The sequence below is a fragment of the Saccharopolyspora pogona genome, from assembly GCF_014697215.1.
Taxonomy (GTDB): domain Bacteria; phylum Actinomycetota; class Actinomycetes; order Mycobacteriales; family Pseudonocardiaceae; genus Saccharopolyspora; species Saccharopolyspora hattusasensis.
Genome location: NZ_CP031142.1, coordinates 7,625,010 through 7,643,465 on the forward strand (window position 1 = coordinate 7,625,010; position 18,456 = coordinate 7,643,465).

At 70.4% G+C, this 18,456-nt stretch carries 18 protein-coding genes; 10 read left to right on the forward strand and 8 right to left on the reverse strand.

Going from position 1 to position 18,456, the window contains the following annotated elements; translation table 11 throughout:
• The first annotated feature begins 45 nt into the window (after positions 1 to 45).
• The 4 genes from DL519_RS35915 (at position 46) to DL519_RS35930 (ending at position 5,528) form a co-directional block, all read left to right on the forward strand.
• Entirely contained in the window at positions 46 to 420 is a 375-nt protein-coding gene (locus tag DL519_RS35915; RefSeq protein ID WP_223839953.1) for a VOC family protein, read from the forward strand.
• 269 nt (positions 421 to 689) lie between these two features.
• Complete coding sequence (locus DL519_RS35920) at positions 690 to 2,381, forward strand: class I adenylate-forming enzyme family protein (RefSeq protein WP_190821451.1); 1,692 nt, start codon at positions 690 to 692, stop codon at positions 2,379 to 2,381.
• Between the two features lie 195 nt (positions 2,382 to 2,576).
• A complete protein-coding gene (locus tag DL519_RS35925) occupies positions 2,577 to 3,632 on the forward strand; it encodes a methyltransferase (RefSeq protein ID WP_190821453.1) in 1,056 nt (351 codons plus the stop codon).
• 276 nt (positions 3,633 to 3,908) lie between these two features.
• Complete coding sequence (locus tag DL519_RS35930) at positions 3,909 to 5,528, forward strand: FAD-binding protein (protein WP_190821455.1); 1,620 nt, start codon at positions 3,909 to 3,911, stop codon at positions 5,526 to 5,528.
• A gap of 439 nt (positions 5,529 to 5,967) precedes the next feature.
• Here DL519_RS35930 and DL519_RS35935 read toward each other — a convergent pair whose 3' ends face one another.
• A complete protein-coding gene (locus tag DL519_RS35935) occupies positions 5,968 to 7,377 on the reverse strand; it encodes a class-II fumarase/aspartase family protein (RefSeq protein ID WP_190821457.1) in 1,410 nt (469 codons plus the stop codon).
• A 50-nt stretch (positions 7,378 to 7,427) separates the two neighbouring features.
• Entirely contained in the window at positions 7,428 to 9,338 is a 1,911-nt protein-coding gene (locus DL519_RS35940; protein WP_190821458.1) for an FAD/NAD(P)-binding protein, read from the reverse strand.
• 252 nt (positions 9,339 to 9,590) lie between these two features.
• Between DL519_RS35940 and DL519_RS35945 the strand changes: the two genes are divergently transcribed.
• From DL519_RS35945 to DL519_RS35965, 5 genes are all read left to right on the forward strand, one after another.
• Positions 9,591 to 10,826 (forward strand): aspartate kinase, encoded by a 1,236-nt coding sequence (locus DL519_RS35945; protein WP_190821459.1) that lies wholly within the window; start codon positions 9,591 to 9,593, stop codon positions 10,824 to 10,826.
• A 13-nt stretch (positions 10,827 to 10,839) separates the two neighbouring features.
• A complete protein-coding gene (locus DL519_RS35950) occupies positions 10,840 to 11,652 on the forward strand; it encodes a 2-amino-3,7-dideoxy-D-threo-hept-6-ulosonate synthase (protein WP_190821460.1) in 813 nt (270 codons plus the stop codon).
• Positions 11,653 to 11,720: 68 nt separating this feature from the next.
• Entirely contained in the window at positions 11,721 to 12,824 is a 1,104-nt protein-coding gene (locus DL519_RS35955; RefSeq protein WP_190821462.1) for a 3-dehydroquinate synthase II, read from the forward strand.
• Between the two features lie 174 nt (positions 12,825 to 12,998).
• Positions 12,999 to 13,457 (forward strand): MarR family winged helix-turn-helix transcriptional regulator, encoded by a 459-nt coding sequence (locus tag DL519_RS35960; RefSeq protein WP_190821464.1) that lies wholly within the window; start codon positions 12,999 to 13,001, stop codon positions 13,455 to 13,457.
• The gene (locus tag DL519_RS35965; RefSeq protein WP_190821466.1) at positions 13,454 to 13,873 is read left to right on the forward strand and encodes an organic hydroperoxide resistance protein; all 420 of its coding nucleotides are present in this window, start codon (positions 13,454 to 13,456) and stop codon (positions 13,871 to 13,873) included. The genes DL519_RS35960 and DL519_RS35965 overlap by 4 nt, the downstream gene beginning before the upstream one ends.
• Position 13,874: 1 nt before the next feature.
• On the opposite strand, the gene DL519_RS35970 is transcribed toward DL519_RS35965, so the two are convergent.
• The 3 genes from DL519_RS35970 to DL519_RS35980 form a co-directional block, all read right to left on the reverse strand.
• On the reverse strand, positions 13,875 to 14,204 hold the full coding sequence (locus tag DL519_RS35970) for a DUF202 domain-containing protein (RefSeq protein ID WP_190821468.1): 330 nt from the start codon (positions 14,202 to 14,204) through the stop codon (positions 13,875 to 13,877).
• Between the two features lies 1 nt (position 14,205).
• On the reverse strand, positions 14,206 to 14,598 hold the full coding sequence (locus DL519_RS35975) for a YidH family protein (protein ID WP_168585183.1): 393 nt from the start codon (positions 14,596 to 14,598) through the stop codon (positions 14,206 to 14,208).
• A 99-nt stretch (positions 14,599 to 14,697) separates the two neighbouring features.
• Positions 14,698 to 15,105 carry an SSI family serine proteinase inhibitor gene (locus tag DL519_RS35980; RefSeq protein ID WP_190821470.1) on the reverse strand — a complete coding sequence of 136 codons (408 nt, stop codon included), beginning with the start codon at positions 15,103 to 15,105 and terminating at the stop codon, positions 14,698 to 14,700.
• Between the two features lie 287 nt (positions 15,106 to 15,392).
• Between DL519_RS35980 and DL519_RS35985 the strand changes: the two genes are divergently transcribed.
• Entirely contained in the window at positions 15,393 to 16,709 is a 1,317-nt protein-coding gene (locus DL519_RS35985) for an MFS transporter (RefSeq protein ID WP_190821472.1), read from the forward strand.
• Positions 16,710 to 17,123: 414 nt separating this feature from the next.
• Here the strand turns inward: DL519_RS35985 and DL519_RS49165 are convergent, their stop codons facing one another.
• From DL519_RS49165 to DL519_RS49175, 3 genes are all read right to left on the reverse strand, one after another.
• Positions 17,124 to 17,432, reverse strand: a complete 309-nt coding sequence (locus tag DL519_RS49165; RefSeq protein ID WP_263399751.1) for an AMP-binding protein — start codon at positions 17,430 to 17,432, stop codon at positions 17,124 to 17,126.
• 285 nt (positions 17,433 to 17,717) lie between these two features.
• Positions 17,718 to 18,176 (reverse strand): AMP-binding protein, encoded by a 459-nt coding sequence (locus DL519_RS49170; RefSeq protein ID WP_263399752.1) that lies wholly within the window; start codon positions 18,174 to 18,176, stop codon positions 17,718 to 17,720.
• A gap of 29 nt (positions 18,177 to 18,205) precedes the next feature.
• Positions 18,206 to 18,445 carry an AMP-binding protein gene (locus tag DL519_RS49175; protein WP_263399753.1) on the reverse strand — a complete coding sequence of 80 codons (240 nt, stop codon included), beginning with the start codon at positions 18,443 to 18,445 and terminating at the stop codon, positions 18,206 to 18,208.
• Positions 18,446 to 18,456 lie beyond the last annotated feature (11 nt).

Sequence of the window (18,456 nt, forward strand, 5' to 3'; positions counted from 1 at the left end):
TCCTTTCCACCGACCGAATCCACTCGATTTCCGTTAGGAGCTGTGGTGTCCACAAACGTAGTCGGACCGGACTTTCTGACCCTGCAGGTGCGCGATCTGGAGCGGGCGCGGCGGTTCTACACCGAGGTCGTCGGATTCTCCACTGTTGAATCCAAGGTGCCCAACGCGGCGGTCCTGGGCGCCGAGCCCATCCGTATCGCGCTGCGCCAGGCCACGATCGACCTCGACGAGGTCGCCAAGGTCGGGCACGGCGTGGTCGTCTGGATCAAGGCGGAGAACCCGGACAAGCTGCACGCGCAGCTCACCTCGGCCGACGTGCCGATCAGCAAGCCGATCTGCGACGGCTCCTGCGGTCGCGAGTTCATCTTCGAGGACCCCGACGGCTACCTGATCACGATCTACGAAGGCCAGCCCGGATGAGGACTTCGAAGGTGTTCGCCCAGCGGTGCGGGTAGCGGAATCTCAGGGGTCTTCTCGCCGCGGTATCCCTGGCTGGTTCGCCACGCCGGGGCCGTCCTCGCGAGAAGACCCCTGAGACCCGCGGCCGACACCGCTCGAGGAGCAACACCTGGTCCTCTGTGGACGATTGTGTCGTCGGTTGCGGCGCGCCGCCGGGCCGGCGTGCCGTATCCCTCCTGTCGTCCGCCCGGGTCGAACGCGTCCCGAGTGGTCCCCGAAGGAGCGCCAGCATGATCGCACTTGACAATATCCGTCCCGATGCGCGCCTGCCGCTGCCTGCGCGGCTGAAGTTGTTGCTGGACCGGGAACTGGGCATGGGCAACTTCCTGGACCGCGCGGTGGCCAACAACCCCGTCCCGAACCGGGCGTTCCTCTTCGCCCAGCAGCCGGACAACCCGGAAACCGCCCCCGAGGCCGACGTGGTGGCCTACAGCCTGGCCCGCCTGGTCGGAGTGCGCAACGCCTATGCCTCCTGGTACCACGCGCAAGGCGTCGGCAAGGGCGACGTGGTGGGCGTGCACGTCCCGGAAGGCGTCGACTCGTTCCTGCACTTCCTGGCGTTGACGTCGCTCGGCGCGATCGCGGCGCTGGTCAACGGCCGGATGCCGGCGGAAGTCGCGGCCGAGTACCTCGGCCGGATCGGCGCGCTGGGCGTGGTGGCCGACGCGCCCCGCCTGGCTCGGTTGCGCGCCGCCGGACTGGACACCGAGCGGCTCGCGTTCCACGCCGACCCGGCCGACCTGCCCACCACGCCCGCGGCCGGCGCCAGCTACCCGGGTGTCTTCCCGTACGCCCACGCCGACGACGACCTGGTGATGGTCTGCCACACCTCCGGCACCACCGGCCCACCGAAGGCGGCCAGCTTCGGGCACCGCCAGTTCTTCCTCGGCAAGCGCCAGCGGCTGTGGAACTTCCCGGCAGCCGCACGGAACCGGCTGCTCACCGCGCTGCCTCAATCGCATTCGGCCGGTATCAGCTACCTGATGACGACGACGCTGCTCGGCCTGCCCACGCTGGTGATGGCCGACACCACCGGCACGGCGGTCCGGGCGGCGATGCGCCGGTTCCAGCCGACCATCGTCGCCGCGTTCCCGCAGACCTGGGCCGACCTGGCCGAGATCGGCCTGGAGGCGACGGGCGCGCAGCACGTGCACACGTGGATCAACACCGGCGACGCCGCGCACGAAGCGCACATCAAGGAGCTGATCGTGCACGGCCGGCGCCCCGGCTTGCTGCGATCGCGGCCAGGCAGCCGGTTCATCGACGGCCTTGGCTCCTCCGAGATGGGCATGGCGCTGTTCCGCAAGGTCCGCGAGCTGGGCAGCACCGACTACGGCCGCTGCGTGGGCACGCCGATCAAGGTGGTGCGCCGCGCCGTGGTCCTCGACGATGACGGCCGGGAGCTCGGGCCGGGACGCGCCGGGCGGCTGGGCGTGCTCACCCCGACGCGCACGCCGGGCTACTGGAACAACTCCGACGCGACGGTGAAGTCGTCCTTCGCGGGGTACTGGCTGACCGGCGACGTGGTCTACCGGGACGAACGCGGCCGGTTCATCCACCTCGACCGGGTGCCCGACGTGATCCGCACCGCGGACGGCCCGGTCTACAGCCTCCCGTTGGAAGAGGCGATCCTCGTGGGCTGCCCGTTCGTGGCGGACTGCTCGGTGATCGGGGTCCGCGACCCCGGCTCGCCCGACGCGCAGGCGCCGCTGGCCGTGGTGCGCCTGCGCTCCGACGCGGAGGAGGTGGCGGACCTGGCCGGTTCGATCAACGCGGTGCTCTCCGCCGCCGGACTGTCCGAAGTGCGCGGTGTGGTGGTGGCCCGCGAGGACGCGGACTTCCCGACCGGGCCCACCGGCAAGATGCTCAAACGCCAACTCCGCGAACGCTTCGCCGACCACCTGACCGGAATCACCGCCTGACGCCGCGACGGACCGGGGTGTGCCGCAATTTCCATTGAAATCGAAGGTCCGATTTCCATTGAAATTGCGGAAGAACGCGGTCGGGTCGTCTCGGGAGGCGGAGGTCGAAGTTGAGTTCAACGTCAGTCACCAGGACGTTCTTTGCAGACCGGGCGTTTTCGCGTCCCGGCCCGAGGTAGTGGTGGAAGGGGAGTCATGAACGAACCCGGCTCGGCGGCGCCCTACGGCGTGCTCTCCGAAGGAGCGCAGGTGCCGCCCGCGGTCCGCATGTACGAAATGCTCTACAGCTCGCTGGTCAGCCAGCTGCTGATCGCGGTGGCCGAGCTCGGCGTGGCCGACGCGATCGGTGGGGAGCCGACGCACGTCGACGACATCGCCGCCCGCGTCGAGGCGGACTCCGACAGCCTCTACCGGGGGCTGCGCGCGCTGGCCAGCGTCGGGGTGTTCACCGAGGTCGAGCACCGGGTGTTCGACCTGACCCCGCTCGCGGCGACCCTGCGCAGCGACGTCGAGGGCTCCATGCGAGACCTGGCCCGCTACGTCGGACTGCCGGAGCGGCAGCGCTCCTTCGGTGCGCTGGTCTACAGCCTGCGCAAGGGCCGCCCGGCCTTCGAGCACGTGCACGGCCGCACCTGGTGGGAGCACTTCGCCGACCGCCCCGAGCTGGCGACGCTGTTCAACAACGCGATGGGCAGCATGGCCCGGCTGGTGAACTCCGCGATGCTGCAGGCCTACGACCTCACCGGCGTGCGGCACGTCGTCGACGTCGCGGGCGGGCAGGGCCACCTCGTCGCCACCATCCTGGAGCACTACCCGGAGATGACGGCGGTGGTCTTCGACCTGCCGCGGGTGGTGCCGGAGGCTGAGGCGGTGCTGGAGGCCGCGGGCCTTTCGGACCGTGCGAGGTGCGTCGGCGGCGACTTCTTCGAGTCGGTGCCGACCGGCGGCGACTTGTACGTGCTGTCCTGGACCATCCACGACTGGAAGGACGAGGACGCGATCAGCATCCTGCGCAACATCCGGGCGGCCATGAAGCCGGGCAGCCGGCTGATCGTGATCGACGAGGTGCTGCCGCCCGGCGACACCCCGCACTTCGGCAAGTTCGAGGACATCGTGATGCTGAGCCTGCTCTCCGGGCACGTCCGCACCGAGCCCGAGCTGGCGGCGCTGTTCGAGAAGGCGGGCCTGCGCCACGAGGAGACGCGGGCGACGAGCTCGCCGACGAGCGTGGTGGTGGCGGTCCCGGTCTGATCGACCGAACTCCTCGCAAGCACTCGTGCCCGGCCGGTTCCCCGGCAGGGCACGAGTGCGTTTGCCCGAAAAGCGCCGCCACCGAGCGTTAGTCATCACGTGATCGCGTGATGTCTTTCGGCGCAAGTGGCTACACGATTGGCCGTAGCCGCCCGTGATCGGCGCGCCGGCCGCGACTCTGCGTCATCAGCGTCTGCTCCATGAGGTCGACGTTGGTCCGGCCCATCCGCGGATCGCGACGGCGCAGGGGACCAAGTCACACTCGGAGGAGTTCGCATGAGCGCGTTATCGCGCCGCAACCTGCTCACCTGGGCGGCTGCTCTCGGCGGTTCCGTCGCCGTCGCCTCCCGCACCGAAGCACTCGCGGCACCGCCAGCCCCGCAGCAGCCCGTCGGCCCGGCCGCCCGCACGGCCATCACCGTCGGCCCCGCGGACGTCCGCTTCGCGGGCCTCACCCGGGGCCAGAACCAGCGTTTCGCGAGTAGCCCCGAAAGCGTGTGCCTGCCCGCCACAACGGAGCAGGTGGTGGCCGCCGTCGGCGCCGCGGTGCGCCGCGGCAAGCGCATCGCCGTGCGCAGCGGCGGACACTGCTACGAGGACTTCGTCGACCACCCCGACGTGCGGGTCCTCATCGACATGACCCAGATGACCGCGATCGCCCACGACACCAAGATGAAAGCGATCATGGTCGAGGCCGGCGCGGAACTCGGCGATGTCTACGACACCCTCTACAAGCGCTGGGGCGTCTGCCTGCCCGGCGGATCCTGCTACACCGTGGGCGTCGGCGGGCACGTCACCGGCAGCGGCTACGGGCCGCTGAGCCGCCGGCACGGCTACATCAGCGACCACGTGCACGCGGTGGAGGTCGTGGTGGTCGACGCCAGCGGGAAAGCGCGCGCGGTCGTCGCGACCCGGGCGGCCAACGACCCCAACCGGGAGCTGTGGTGGGCGCACACCGGCGGAGGCGGTGGCGGTTTCGGCGTCGTGACCCGCTTCTGGTTTCGCGCCCCGGACGCCACCGGCACCGACCCGGCGAAGCTGTTGCCGACCCCGCCGCGTGAGGCCTGGATCCACCGCCGCGAGTGGGCCTGGGACCAGATGACCCCGGAGCGGTTCGCCCGGCTGCTGCGCAACTACGGCACCTGGCTGGAACGCAACAGCGGCCCGGACAGCCCCTACACCGGGCTGTTCTCCCGGCTGGAGCTGACCACCCGCGCTTACGGCCCATTCCACCTGGTCGTGCAGATCGACGCGGGCCTGCCCAACGCCGAGCGCCTGCTGAACAACTTCCTCAACGCGGTCGGCGAGGGCGTCGGGGTGACGCCCGCCGTCACCGACCACCGGAAGCTCCCGTGGCTGCACGCGACCGGCTGGCCCGGGATGTGGATGAGCAACCCGACCGACCGCTACAAGTACAAGTCCAGCTACCACCGCAAGGGCTTCACCGACGCGCAGATCGCCGCGCTGTACGAGCAGCTGACCAACACCGACTACGCGCAGCTGCCGTTCGTGGTGTCGATCGCGTCCTTCGGCGGAAAGGTGAACACCCTCCCCGCCGACGCGACCGCCAATCCGCACCGCGACTCGGTGATGAAACTGCTGTGGGGCACGGCGTGGCAGGCGGCGGCCGACGACGACCGCCACGTGGGCTGGCACCAGCGGTTCTACCAGGCGGTCTACCGGGACACCGGAGGCGTCCCAGTGCCCAACGACGTCACCGACGGCTGCTTCATCAACTACTGCGACATCGACATCAGCGACCCGGCGTGGAACTCCTCGAGAGTGCCGTGGCACGACCTGTACTTCAAGGGAAACTACCCGCGCCTGCAGCAGGTGAAGAAGGCCTACGACCCGGGCGACGTCTTCAGGCACAGCCAGTCGGTCCGCCTGCCCTGACAGATGCGACGCGGCTGCGGGTGGTGCCACCACCTGCGGCCGCGCCGCCGTTTCCAGGGGATCGCGTCGTCAGCGGTCACCCGCGTTGAAAATTCCGGCGGGAAAGCGTGCGGCGGCGTGCCGCGGAGCCGAAGCGGACGCGGCGCAGCGGCACGATCGGCCCGAGGCGTACTGGATCCACGAAGACTCCGGCATGCGCTGCCGGCGAGGGCTCATGATCGCGTCGAAGTGCTCGTGAGCGGGCACAAATACCTGAACAGGTGTTTCGGCCCGCGACGTAGGTCGGTCAAGAGCTGCGCGTTCCAGAGGGTGAAACGGGAAGGAATCCACCTGGCCACCATCGAACGCACGACGTTGGATCTGCTAGCCCGCAATCCGCAAAGACCGGGTGTCGCGGCTGGCGATGCGCGAAATCGCCGCCTCAGCGACATCCCTACCCTCAAGCGGGCGGCCCGTATTCGTCGAGGGCCCGCTGCACGAACAGCGATGCCGCGCCGAGGTAGTTCTGCGGGGTGAGCAGTTCTCGCACTGCTGCCTCGCTGAGTTCGTCCACATTGGGCTCGCGGAGTTCGGGTGCGGCGGCCAGCAACTCGTCGAAGGTGCCGTGCCCGGCGGCGGCTTCGGCCGCGATGCGGGCCAGGACCTGCTTCGCGCGGGCCTTGCCCAGGGCGGGGGCGAGCGCGACGTTGACCCGCTCGGCGACAATCGCGCCTCCGGTCCGGTGCAGGTTTTCCAGCATTCTGTCCGGGAAGACCGTGAGCCCCTCCGCCAGCTCCGCCGCCGTGTGCGCTCCGCCGCCCGCTGCGCGCAGGCCGTCCCGCAGCGGTTGCCACTCGGCGTGCCAGGCCCCGGCCGGGCGTTCGTCCTCGGCGAGCATGCACTGGGCCAGCACCCCGGCTGCCGGGGCGACCTGCCGGGCCGCGGCCACGACCAGGGTCGACAGCACGGGATTGCGTTTCTGCGGCATCGCCGAGGAAGCCCCGCGCCCGGCCGGGCCGGGCTCGACGGCCTCGCCGACCTCGGTACGGCACAACACCTGCACGTCCACGGCGAACTTGCCCAAGGTTCCGGCGACGATGCTGAGCACCCAGCCGAGGTCCGCCAGCGGCACGCGCTGCGTGTGCCAGGGCAGGACCTGCACGGCCAGGCCGAGTTCGGCCGCCATGCCCTCGACCAGCTCGGCCACGAGATCAGTCCCGGTGGCCTCCCGCGCGTAGGCCGCATACGCGGCTGCGGTGCCACCGGCGCCACCGATCGACACCGGCAGCCCTTCGGTGCGCAGCCGGTGCACGCGGCGGCGGGCCTCGCCGACTCCGGCCATCCAGCCCGCCGCCTTGAGACCGAACGTGGTGGGCACGGCGTGCTGCGTCAGCGTCCGGCCCGCAGTCGGCGTCTCCCGGTGCTGCTCCGCCAGCGACGCCAACGCAACCGCGCAACGGTCCAAACAGGACTCCAGTTCGGCGAGGGCCCGGCGGGCGATCAGCATGGTCGCGGTGTCCAGCACGTCCTGGCTGGTGCAGCCCCGGTGCACGTGGTCGGCGGCAGCCAGGTTTTCCGCGGCAACCAGGGAGGTCAGCGTCGACACGAGCGGCACCACCGGGTTGGCGGCCTCCCGCGCCCGCACGGCCAGCTCGCCGAGGTCGAACCGCTCGGGGCGTGCCACCGACTCGATCACCGGAACCGCGGCTGCGGGAATCACCCCGAGCCGAGCCTGCACCCTGGCCAGCGCGACCTCCACCTCCAGCATCGCGCCGAGCCACGCGTCGTCGGAGGTCGCGGCGTGCACCGGGGTACCCGCCCACACCGGAGAGAGCAGGCCCGCATCCGAGCCGGTCGGACTTCCGATCATCGAGCTGTTCCTCCCGTCTGAGCGGCAGTTTCAACTGAAACCGCCGGTTTCTAGCGCGCCGCGCTGGTCGGCAACCAGGCGAGCGGGTTGTGGTAGTCGGCGTACAACCTCGGGGCAGGTGCACTGCGGGGCACCGCGAGGCACGCGCGCGCGATGCTGTCCGCGTCGGAGAGGCTCACCGAGTTGACGCCGGGCCGCGCCCCGGCCGCGGTGACCCAGTGCACTGCCTCGGTCGGCACCCCGAAGGCGAAACGCCGCGGATGCGGACGGCCGGCCGCGTCGATCAGGTGGTACGGGCGGCGCGTGACCGCGAGCCCACCGGTCCGGTAGGCGCCGTTAGGATCGGCGATCCGGTACGCCGCGCACTGCCCGGTCCGTTGCAGCCAGCGCAGCAGCGGATCGGCCGAGCGGCGCAGGTCCGGTTCGGGCAGACGCGCCTCGATCAGCGTCGTCACCCGGACCGGGGGCGCCGCCACCCCGCGCGCGCAGACCGAGAACGAACCGTCGGTCGTCGACACCTGCATGCCGGGGCCGAGCACGTGCACCACGCCCGCCTCGATCAGCGCGATCAGCTCGGCGATCCGGCGGGCCGGCGGGCCGATCGACAGGAACGCGTTCTCACCGGTGTACCCGAGCTGCACCTCGTCCCGGTAGGAGCTGCCGGTGATCCCGCCGTGGTCGATGACCAGCCGGATCTCGTTGCGCAGGTCCCGGAGCACGTCCAGCGCCGCCTTCAGCGGCCCGGCGACGTTGCCCCGCTCGGCCTCGGCGAGGTCGCGTTCGAGGTGCTCCAACAGCCAACCGTGGAACTCGTCGCGGTCGGCGAACACCCGCTCGCCGCAGGGGCGCGTCACCCGGTCCCAGTCCCACCATTCTTCGCGCGGCACGGAGAAGCGGCGCAGCACCGCACGTTCGGCGACCTCATCCCCGATGGCGCGCAGGTAGGCGTGGCGGAACGCGCGGGCAGTGCTGGCGCTGCGGTGCTGCCCGGTCCAGGTCGTGTAGTACACCGCCCGGACCTCTTCGGAGACCAGCGGCCACACGTCGACACGGAACGAGGGCGGAGTGCCTTCGGCGGCCTTCTGCTGGAGTCCGGCGATCACCTCCGGTGTCAGGAACAGCGGTTCGTGCCGCCCCGACACCCCCTTCTGGTTCTGCCCGCGCGCGTGGTATGGAACACCCCGGCGGGAACCGGCGAAGAGCACCGGCTCGCGCCCGGACGGGAGATACTGCAGCTTCCCGGACACCGGCACGAACCGGCCGCCCCGGCCGGCGGTCAGCAGCGCCAGGTAGTCGAAGAAGTTCAAGCCCAACCCACGCAGCCCGATCGGCTCGCCCGGGCGGATCGACGAAAGGTCCACTTCGGACGGATTGCTCGGTGGCACGTAGCGCAACCGGTGCCGCCGGGCGAACCCCGCCAGCTCCTGCTCCGCACCGGTCGATTCGGCATCGACGTGCCCCTGCGCGAGCACCACGGCGTCCGCCACCAGCTCAGCGCCGTCCGCGAGCCGAACGCGCTGGCGCTGCGCCTCATCGCGAATCGTGACAGCGGTGTCGCGGTGCCACCGCACCGTGACGTTGGGTGGCGCGGTCGCGATCACGTGGTCGAGGAACCAAGCGAGGTAACGACCGAAGACTGCGCGGGTCGGGTACTCGTCCGGCTCGAGCGGCTCCGCGTCCGGATCGGCGCTCGCCCACTCGTGCAGGCTCGGCCCGGGGCGGATCGGCCCCTCGCAGTCGACGCTGTCATCGGTGAAGGCGGTGACCTGCGAAGCAACCGTGTTCATCAGCAGCAGCGGGCTCTGCTCGGTCCACCACACCCGGCCGCCCGCCCCGGCGAACGGGTCGACCAGATCGACCTCGACGGGCACCGCCGGCCCGAGAAGTTCGCGGCAGTTGGCGCAGATCCGCTCCAGCACCGCAAGGCCACGCGGCCCCGCACCGATCACGCAGATCCGCATCGGAGTTTCCCTCGATCGCACGGCATCCTCGAATCTCCCGGCCGAACAACGTCGCACCGCCCGATTCAAGACCGGCGGGCCCCGCCGCACAACACGTCTTTCCGGGATATCGCGGGGCAAACCGGGCGGCCCCTCGACAATCACGTGTTCCCGCGATGACGTCCGCCGCGGAGATCGATTAGAAAGATGTTGCACGACAGAACGTTTCGTCCCCGGCGCCGGTTCTGCCGCGCCCCTCGCGATGAGGTGTCGATGAAACCATTGGTGCAGAAGTACGGCGGCACCTCGCTGGGCACCGCCGAACACGTTCGCCGGGTCGCCGAGCGGATCGACGTCTCCCGGCAGACCGGCCAGCCCACGGTCGCGGTGGTATCGGCCCGCGGGGACACCACCGACCGACTGCTGGCCGACGCCAGGCAACTACACCCGCACCCCGCGCCGCGGGAAACCGACCAACTGCTGGCCACCGGCGAGGTGGCCTCGGCCGCCCTGGTGGCCACCGCGCTGCATCGGCGCGGCACCCGGGCCGTCTCGCTCACCGGTGCGCAGGCCGGCATCCGCACCACCGGTCCGCACGGTGCGGCCCTGATCAAGAGCATCGACACCCGGGCGGTGCGGGCGCACCTCGAACGCGGCGCGGTCGTGGTCGTCGCCGGGTTCCAGGGCATCGACGCGGCGGGGGAGCTGTTCACCCTCGGTCGCGGCGGGTCGGACACGACGGCGGTGGCGCTCGCCGCCGAACTCGACGCCCGGTGCGAGATCTACACCGACGTCGACGCCGTCTACACCGCCGACCCCAGGCTGGTGCCGCGGGCGCGGCCGCTGCCCGAGGTCGCGGCGCCGCTGATGACCGAGATGGCTTTCGCCGGGGCGCGCGTGCTGCATGCCCGCGCAGTGGAACTCGCCGCCGTTAGGGGCGTTCCGCTGCTGGTGGCGAGCGCCATGGACGACCGGCCCGGCACAACGATCACCGGAGGGAGCCCCAACGGCATGCTGGAGAAGGAAGGATTCGTCACCGCGATCACGCACGACGCCGACATCGCCCGGTTCACCATCCGGCTGGACCCCGGCGACCCCGACCGGCCGCACCGGGCGCTGCGCGCCGTCGCGGAGCAGTCCATCCCGGTCGACCTGCTGACCTGGGCCGATGACCGACCGGCGCTGAGCTTCAGCATCACCGGCAACGCCGTCCACCAGGTGCGGCGGCACGTGGAACTCGCCGTGCCCGACGCCGACCGCGACGTCTCGGTGCAGCGTGAACTGGGCAAGATCTCGTTGCTGGGCACGGGAATGCTCACCCGGCCCGAATACGCGGTGCGGGTGCTGAGCACCCTGGCCGCGCTGGGCGTGCCCGCGAACTCCTTGCACACCAACCAGTTGCGCGTGTCAGTGCTGATCCCGGCCGAGCACACCGCCGCGGCCGTGGCCGCATTGCACGACGAATTCGAACTGGACCGTCCCCGCCCCGATCCCGTCCCCACCTCGTGAACAGGAGGACCCGGTGTCCACCACCCGATCGTTCGGCGCGCAGCTGAGGCTCCGGCGGATGTCCCGCAACGGCGACGACCGCCTACTCGTGGTGCCGATGGACCACTCCGTCACCGACGGCCCATTACCGACCCCCGGCGGCCCGGGCGGCTTGGCGCCGACGTTGGCGGCCAGCGGAGTCGACGCCATCGTGCTGCACAAGGGCGCGCTGCGCTACGTCGACCCGGCGGCCTTCACGAACATGTCGCTGATCGTGCACCTCAGCGCGAGCACGGCACACGCGCCGGACCCCGATGCCAAGTACCTCGTCGCCAGCGCGGAAACCGCGCTGCGGCTTGGCGCCGACGCGGTGAGCGTGCACGTCAACCTGGGCTCGGCGCAGGAGTGCCAGCAGGTCGCCGACATGGCCGCCGTCGCCGAGGAAGCCGACCGCTGGAACCTGCCGCTGATGGCGATGATCTACCCGCGCGGCCCGCAGATCACCGACCCCCGCGACGTGCGGCTCATCTCGCATGCCGCCACCCTCGCGGCCGACCTGGGCGCGGACCTCGTCAAGACCGTCTACCCCGGCACGGTCGAGGCCATGGCCGAGGTGGTGGAGTCCTGCGCCGCGCCGATCGTCGCCGCGGGTGGCCCGCGCGTCGACGACGAGGCGCAGGTGCTGGCCCACGTCGACGACGTGCTGCGCGCGGGCGCGGCCGGCGTGGCCGTGGGGCGCAACATCTTCCAGGCTCCGAACCCGGGGGAGCGGGCCCGCCGGGTCGCGGCCCTGGTCCACCCCGCCCTGGAATTCACCGACGACCTGGTGCCGGAACTGGCCTCCTGACCCGGCCCAGCCGCCCGGGTGATCGCCCGCGCGAAACCGAGTCACGCAACCTGAACGAGGAGCGAGCAATGAGACTGACGTGGTTGGACATCCGCGGCGTCGACGCCGAGATCAAGCCCGCCATCGTCGAGGAGGCAGTGCACCAGCGGGTCAGCGCCGTCGTGGCCGACGAGCCCGGCGAACTGGTCGACCTGCCGCCGACGGTGCGCAAGGTGCTGCTGCCGCGCGGCCCGCTGCCCGAGGACCTGGGGCCGGCCGACGTGGTGATCGTCGACCCGCAGCGGCACGGCGACCCGGCTGTGCTGGCGGCCCGCCACCCGGGCGTCGAGTTCGGGCCGTTCGTGGAGATCGTCGACGCGCCCACCCTGGAGGTCGCCTGCGAGGCGGCGCGCACCCAGCGGTGGAGCGTGCTGTGGTTCCGCGACCCGACCAAGATCCCGCTGGAGATCGTGATCGCCGCGGCGGCCTCAGCCACCGGCAGCATCATCACGGTCGTCGAGGACGTGGAGGAGGCCGAGATCGTCTTCGGCGTCCTGGAGCACGGCTCGGACGGCGTGCTGCTGCAGCCGGAGAAGGTCGGCGACGCCACCGCGCTTGTCGCGGCCTCCGCGGGCGGCTCGCCCGACCTGGAGCTGACCGAGCTGGAGGTGGTGCGCACCGAGCACGTCGGCATGGGCGAGCGGGCGTGCGTGGACACCTGCACCTACTTCGGCGAGGACGAGGGCATCCTGGTCGGCTCCCACTCCAAGGGCATGATCCTCTGCGTCAGCGAAACCCACCCACTGCCGTACATGCCGACCCGCCCGTTCCGGGTCAACGCCGGGGCGATCCACTCCTACACCGTGTCCCACCAGGGCCGCACCAACTACCTGAGCGAGCTGAAGTCGGGCAGCAAGGTGCTCGCGGTGGACACCAAGGGCCGCACCCGCGTGGTCACGGTCGGCCGGGTCAAGATCGAGAGCCGCCCGCTGATCTCGATCGAGGCGATCAGCGCTTCGGGTCAGCAGGTGAACCTGATCCTGCAGGACGACTGGCACGTCCGGGTGCTGGGACCGGGCGGCGTGGTGCTCAACAGCACAGAGCTCAAGCCCGGCGACCGCCTGCTCGGCTACCTGCCGGCAGAGGACCGCCACGTCGGTTATCCGATCAAGGAGTTCTGCCTGGAGAAATGAGCCGACGTGGTTGAAGGCCCTCGCCGCCGACCCGGCGGCGAGGGCCCCTTTTGCTGCGCGGGCTGAGGCTGGGTTCTGGTGGCAGGAAGGTTCCCTTGCTGTCAATCGGCAGCGCACGGCTCGGTTGTGCACAACTTAATTTGATGCTACCTTGTTCGGGTGGATGAGTCGCGGTTGGCCTTGGACCGGCAGGTGTGCTTCGCGCTGTACAGCGCTTCGCGAGCGTTCACCGGCTTGTACCGGCCGCTCCTGGAGGAACTCGGGCTGACCTATCCGCAGTACCTCGTGATGCTGGTGCTCTGGGAACGCGAGTCGGTGACGGTGAAGGAGCTCGGCGCCGCCCTGCGGCTCGACTCCGGCACGTTGTCGCCGTTGCTGAAGCGACTGGAGGCGCGCGGTCTGATCGTGCGCCAACGCAGCGTCATGGACGAGCGGTCCGTGGCCGTCGCGTTGACGGTCGACGGCTCGGAGCTGCGCGTGCAGGCTCGGTGCATCCCGGACCAGATGGTGTCCGCGACCGGGATGCAGGTCGGCGAACTCGTCCAGCTGAGGTCCACATTGGAACGCCTGACGGCCGCGCTGGATTCGGCGGCGCAGCAACAGGCGGAAAGCAAACAGGAGGATCGACGATGACAGTGCTCTACACGGCAGAGGCGACGGCGACGGGTGCGGGTCGGGACGGGCGGACTCGGTCCTCGGACGGTGTCCTGGACCTCGACCTCGCGGTGCCGAAGGAGCTCGGCGGCCCCGGCGGTGCGGCGACCAACCCCGAGCAGCTCTTCGCCGCCGGGTACGCGGCGTGCTTCCACAGCGCGCTCCAGCTGGTGGCGCGCCGCGCCAAGGTCGGCATCACCGATTCGTCGGTCACCGCCCAGGTCGGCATCGGCCGCAATGGCGACGGCGGCTTCGGCCTCAGCGTCGGCCTGGTCGTCGACCTGCCGGGCGTGCCGCGCGAGCAGGCGCAGGAACTCGTCAACGCGGCGGACGAGGTCTGCCCGTACTCGAACGCGATCCGCGGCAACGTCGAGATCGAGTTGCGGGTCGCCTGACTCAGGTGAACAGCACGTAGATCAGGCCGGAGCAGCCGGCGAGCACCGACAAGGCGGCCGCCGCCGCGGGTAGCGCCCCGCCGGGCAGCGGGGTCTCGGCGCGCAGCCCGCGTTCGATCCGGAGGTGCCGCCGCCAGGCGAGCCAGCTGATGGCGGCCCCGAACGGCAGGGTGAGCGCGCCGCAAACCGCCGCCGCGAGGGTGCTCTCGTGCGCGATGAGCCGCAGCAGCACCAGCAGGCCGACGACGAAGGTGAGCGCGGTGCGCAACCACGCGAGCGTGGTCCGTTCGATCTGCAGCCCCGGATCCCAGGGCCCGCTGGGGCGCTCCACGTCAGAACCCGGACACGAACAGCAGGACGCAGGCGGCGATGCCGATCGCGCCGAGCCCGTAACCGATGACCGGCGCCAACCGCGGCGCGGGCAGCGGCCGACCGCGCCGCAAAGCCCGCTCGGTGGCCATCCACCGGGCGAAAGCCGTCGCGCTGCAAAGCACCCCGCCCAGCAGCAGCAGGACCGCCAGCGCCGTCCGCAGTGGACTCGCCTGGCCGGTGGCCGCGTTCAGGGCCTCGATGCCCACACCCCCGGCCATCAGGGCCAGCGCGGTGCGGATCCAGGCCAGGAAGGTGCGTTCGTTGGCGAGGGTGAACCTCGGGTCTGGGTCGGAGCCGTCCCGGTACAGCCGCCGTGGCCAGCGCGAATCGCGGTCTTCAGGGTCGGTCGCCATGGGCTCACGGTAACCCTCCCGAACCGTGGGACGAGAGCCCTCGCCCGTCGGTCGCAGCCCGGTGTCGGGCCCCGCACGCAGCGGGGCCCGACCGCGGCATCAGAAGGAGAACACCTTCCCAGTAGCAGCGCCGGCCACGCAGTCGTTCGGGAAGGTCTTCTCGAAGGTGACCGGCATGCCCTGCCACCTGCCCGTCGCCGAGAGCGTCACCGGTTTGTAGTTGAGCGGGCAAGCGGAGTGCTCGGTGGTGAGCTTCGTGAAGTCGCCGTTGGCGTCCTTCAGCGCCTGACACGCGTCATTCGCGTACGGATGCGATCCGCCGGTGGGTTCGCAGGTCAGGAACGCGGTCCTGATGTCCTCGCGCGCCTCGCCGCGGATCGACAGGTTCATCATGCTGCCGTGCGCCGACGACGCGGGTTCCGCGTTCGCGAGCGCCGGTGCCAACGCGGTGCCGACCAGAGCCGCGGCGGCGAGGCAGGTCCGGGCGATGAGCCGTTTTGCAGCCATCTCGTCATTCCTCCTGGGTTTTGAGTGACGATTCGCTTCTCTTTATCGCCGAAGCCGAGGAAAACGCGGCAGATGCGACGGCAGATCACTGAAACGTGGTTCGCCCGAACAGGTTTTCATCACGACCTGTCACGAAAAGGCGTGGTCAGGCGGGAGAGGTAGTCGCCCACAAGCGGTGAGCTGCTCGATAAGGTGGTGGACCTTTCGGCGATCACTGGTCATTGTTGAGCGGGACCACGTGACGCCCGGTCGCCCTTCCACGGCGTCCGCAACAGACAGGAGGCCTGATGGCGACGGTACCCGCAGGGCCGGACAGCGCCACGGTGCGCAAGGCGGCGTTCGCCAGCGCGGTGGGCAACACCATCGAGCTATACGACTTTCTGATCTACGGCACCGCCGCGGCCGTGGTGTTCAACAAGCTGTTCTTCCCCGCCGCTGACCCGTGGGTCGGGTCCCTGCTCGCGTTCGCCACGTTCGGCGCAGGCTTCCTGGCGCGACCGCTGGGAGCGGGCGTGATCGGCCACTTCGGCGACGTGGTCGGGCGCAAGCTGATGCTGGTCATCACGCTGAGCGTGACCGGCGTGTGCACCGCGGCGATCGGACTGCTGCCGACCTACCAGCAGGTCGGGATCTGGGCGCCGGTGATGCTCGTGGTGCTGCGGCTGGTGCAGGGCTTCTTCCTCGGCGGCGAACAGGGCGGCGCGGTGCTGATGGCCGTCGAACACGCGCCGCCGCACCGGCACGGCTGGTACGGGGGATGGACCTTCCTGGGATCGCCGAGCGGCATGTTCCTGGCCACCGGCGCGTTCGCCGGCGCCACCGCGATCTCCGGGGACGCCTTCTTCACCTGGGGCTGGCGGGTTCCGTTCCTGGTGAGCCTGGTGCTGGTGGGAGTGGGCCTGTACGTGCGGCTGCGGCTGGCCGAAAGCCCCGAGTTCGCGAAGATCCGGCAACGCGGCGAGCGCTCGCGGCTGCCCGTCGCCGAAGCGTTCTCCCACTCGTGGCGGCAGATCCTGCTGTCGGCCGGGGTGAACCTGGGGTTCAACACGTTCATCTTCATCCTGACGACGTTCCTGCTGACCTACGGCACCCAGAAGCTCGGCGTGACCCGCGACGTGATGCTGCTCGGCAGCCTGTGCGGGTCGGCGGCGCAGATTGCCGGGATCCTGCTGTTCTCGCACCTGTCGGACCGCATCGGCCGCACCCAGGTGATGCTCGGCGGCGGGATTTTCCTGGCGCTGTACGCGTTTCCGATGTTCTGGCTGCTGGACACCGCGAACCCGGCGCTGATCGTGCTGGCGATGACGCTGGGATATGCCGGTTCGGCGGCGGTTTTCGGGCCGATGGCGGCGTTCTGCGCCGAACTGTTCGCGACGAAGGTCCGCTACACCGGTGTTTCCCTGGGATACCAGAGCGGTTCGGTGTTGGGCGGCGGGTTGTCGCCGGTGGTGGCGACCGCACTGCTCACGACCTCCGGCGGGGCGTCCTGGCCGATCGCGGCCTACCTGGTGATCGGGGCGCTGATCACGGTCACCTGCCTCGCTATCACGGGTGAACCGACCCGCTGGGCCCGCACGGACGAAGCCGAACCCGCGACGACCTAACCGCTTGCTGGCAGGGAGGTTCTCCCTTTCTGCTGGACCACCGTGCGCGATGATGACAGGAAGGTTCCCATGCTCCCGTCCCGGGAAGCTGCCGTGACAGGAAGGTTCCCTTGCTCGCGTTGTCGGGTCACTCGCCGTAGAGCTGGTCGATGATGTCGGCGTACTTCTCGTGGATCACGCGGCGTTTGAGATTCAACGTCGGGGACAGCTCGCCGCCTTTGACTCCCCACAACTGGTCGAGGGGAACCCGCGAGGCATTACCGCTCCGACCAACGCTTCCGTTGGCCGGAATCTCCCGGCTTTAGGATCCTGTTGCCTTGGACAGGCGCCCAGCCCGGCACCACACGCACCAGCCACCTCGCCAGAATCGACCTCACCCTCGCCGCATGACGATCAATTAGGCAACAGAGTCCTTTAGTTATCCAGGGGTGCTGGGAGCGACGGGGAGGACGTCAAGGTCAGGTAGCCGTCGGCGTCCAGCACCCCGACGTCACTGGTGCGAAGCCATCCGCCGGCGTCGGCGGCGGGCCTGATCGCCCCATCAGGCTGCAGGTAGCCCGCGCATACCAGCGGACCGCGCACCAGCACTTCCCCGTCGGCGGCGGTGCGGACCTCGACGCCGGGCACGGCGCGGCCGACGGTGCCCGGGCGGTCGGCGGCCGCGTGGTGGGTGGTGACGCAGCCGGTGGTTTCCGTCATGCCCCAGAGCTCGACGATGTCCACGCCGATCGCGCCGAAGAACTCCAGCAGGGCGGCCTCGATCGGGGCGGCCGCTGGCCGGCCACACGGCGTGGTCCAGCCCGATGCGGGCCCGCAGCCGGCGCAGCGCCTGCGGATCGGAGTGCCGCTCGGCCGGAACTTTCCGGATCGAGGCGGCGAGCTTCTCCCAATCCCTGGGCACGGCGAAGAAGAGGATCGGCCGGGCGCGGACCAGCGCCGCGAGCATTCGGCCTTGATCGGCGCAGAAGTGCACGTGCGCGACATCGTGGATCGCCGCGTAGAGCCCGATCATCCGCTCCGCGATGTGCGCCAGCGGCAGTTAGCACAGCCGCGGCGCGTGTCGCTCGGGCTTGTGGCCTGGTGCAGCGCGGCCGCCGCGAAGCAGATGTTCCGGTGGGTGAGCACCACGCCTTTCTGCTCGCCGGTGGTTCCGGAGTTGTAGAGGATCGCGGCCGGGTGGTTCGGTTGGATCGCCGGCCACGCCCGCTGCACCAGTTCGGGATCGTCGCGCAAGTGCTGCTCGCCGAGCCGCCACAGGCTTTCCCAGGTGCGGAACCGGTGATCAGCGGACACCATTGCCGCCTCGTCGAGCACCACGATGTGCTCGATGGTGGACGTGTTGCGCAGCGACTTCGACCAGCGCCGCAACTGGTCGGCGCCGTCGAGCACGACCACCCGCGCCCTGCTGTGCTGGGCGATGTGGTGCACCTGGTCCTGGCTGAGCGTGGGGTAGAGGGTGCTGGGCACCGCGCCGAGATGGGTGGCCGCGACGTCGATCAGCCCAGTGCTCGGCGCGATTCGCCATCATGATCAGCATCGTTTTGGCCGCTTTGCAGGCCCATCGCCGCGAGCCCGGCGGCCAACGCGTGGACCTCGTGGTGCGCCTCGGCCCAGGTCCAGGTGCGTCCGTCGTCGGTAAGCGCCGGACGCTGCGGGAACTCCGCGGCGTTGCGCGAGAACAGTTGCGGGATGGTCGCTTCCAGCGCGGCGGTGGCCCAGGCTTCCGAAACGCTCATTTGGCCTCCCC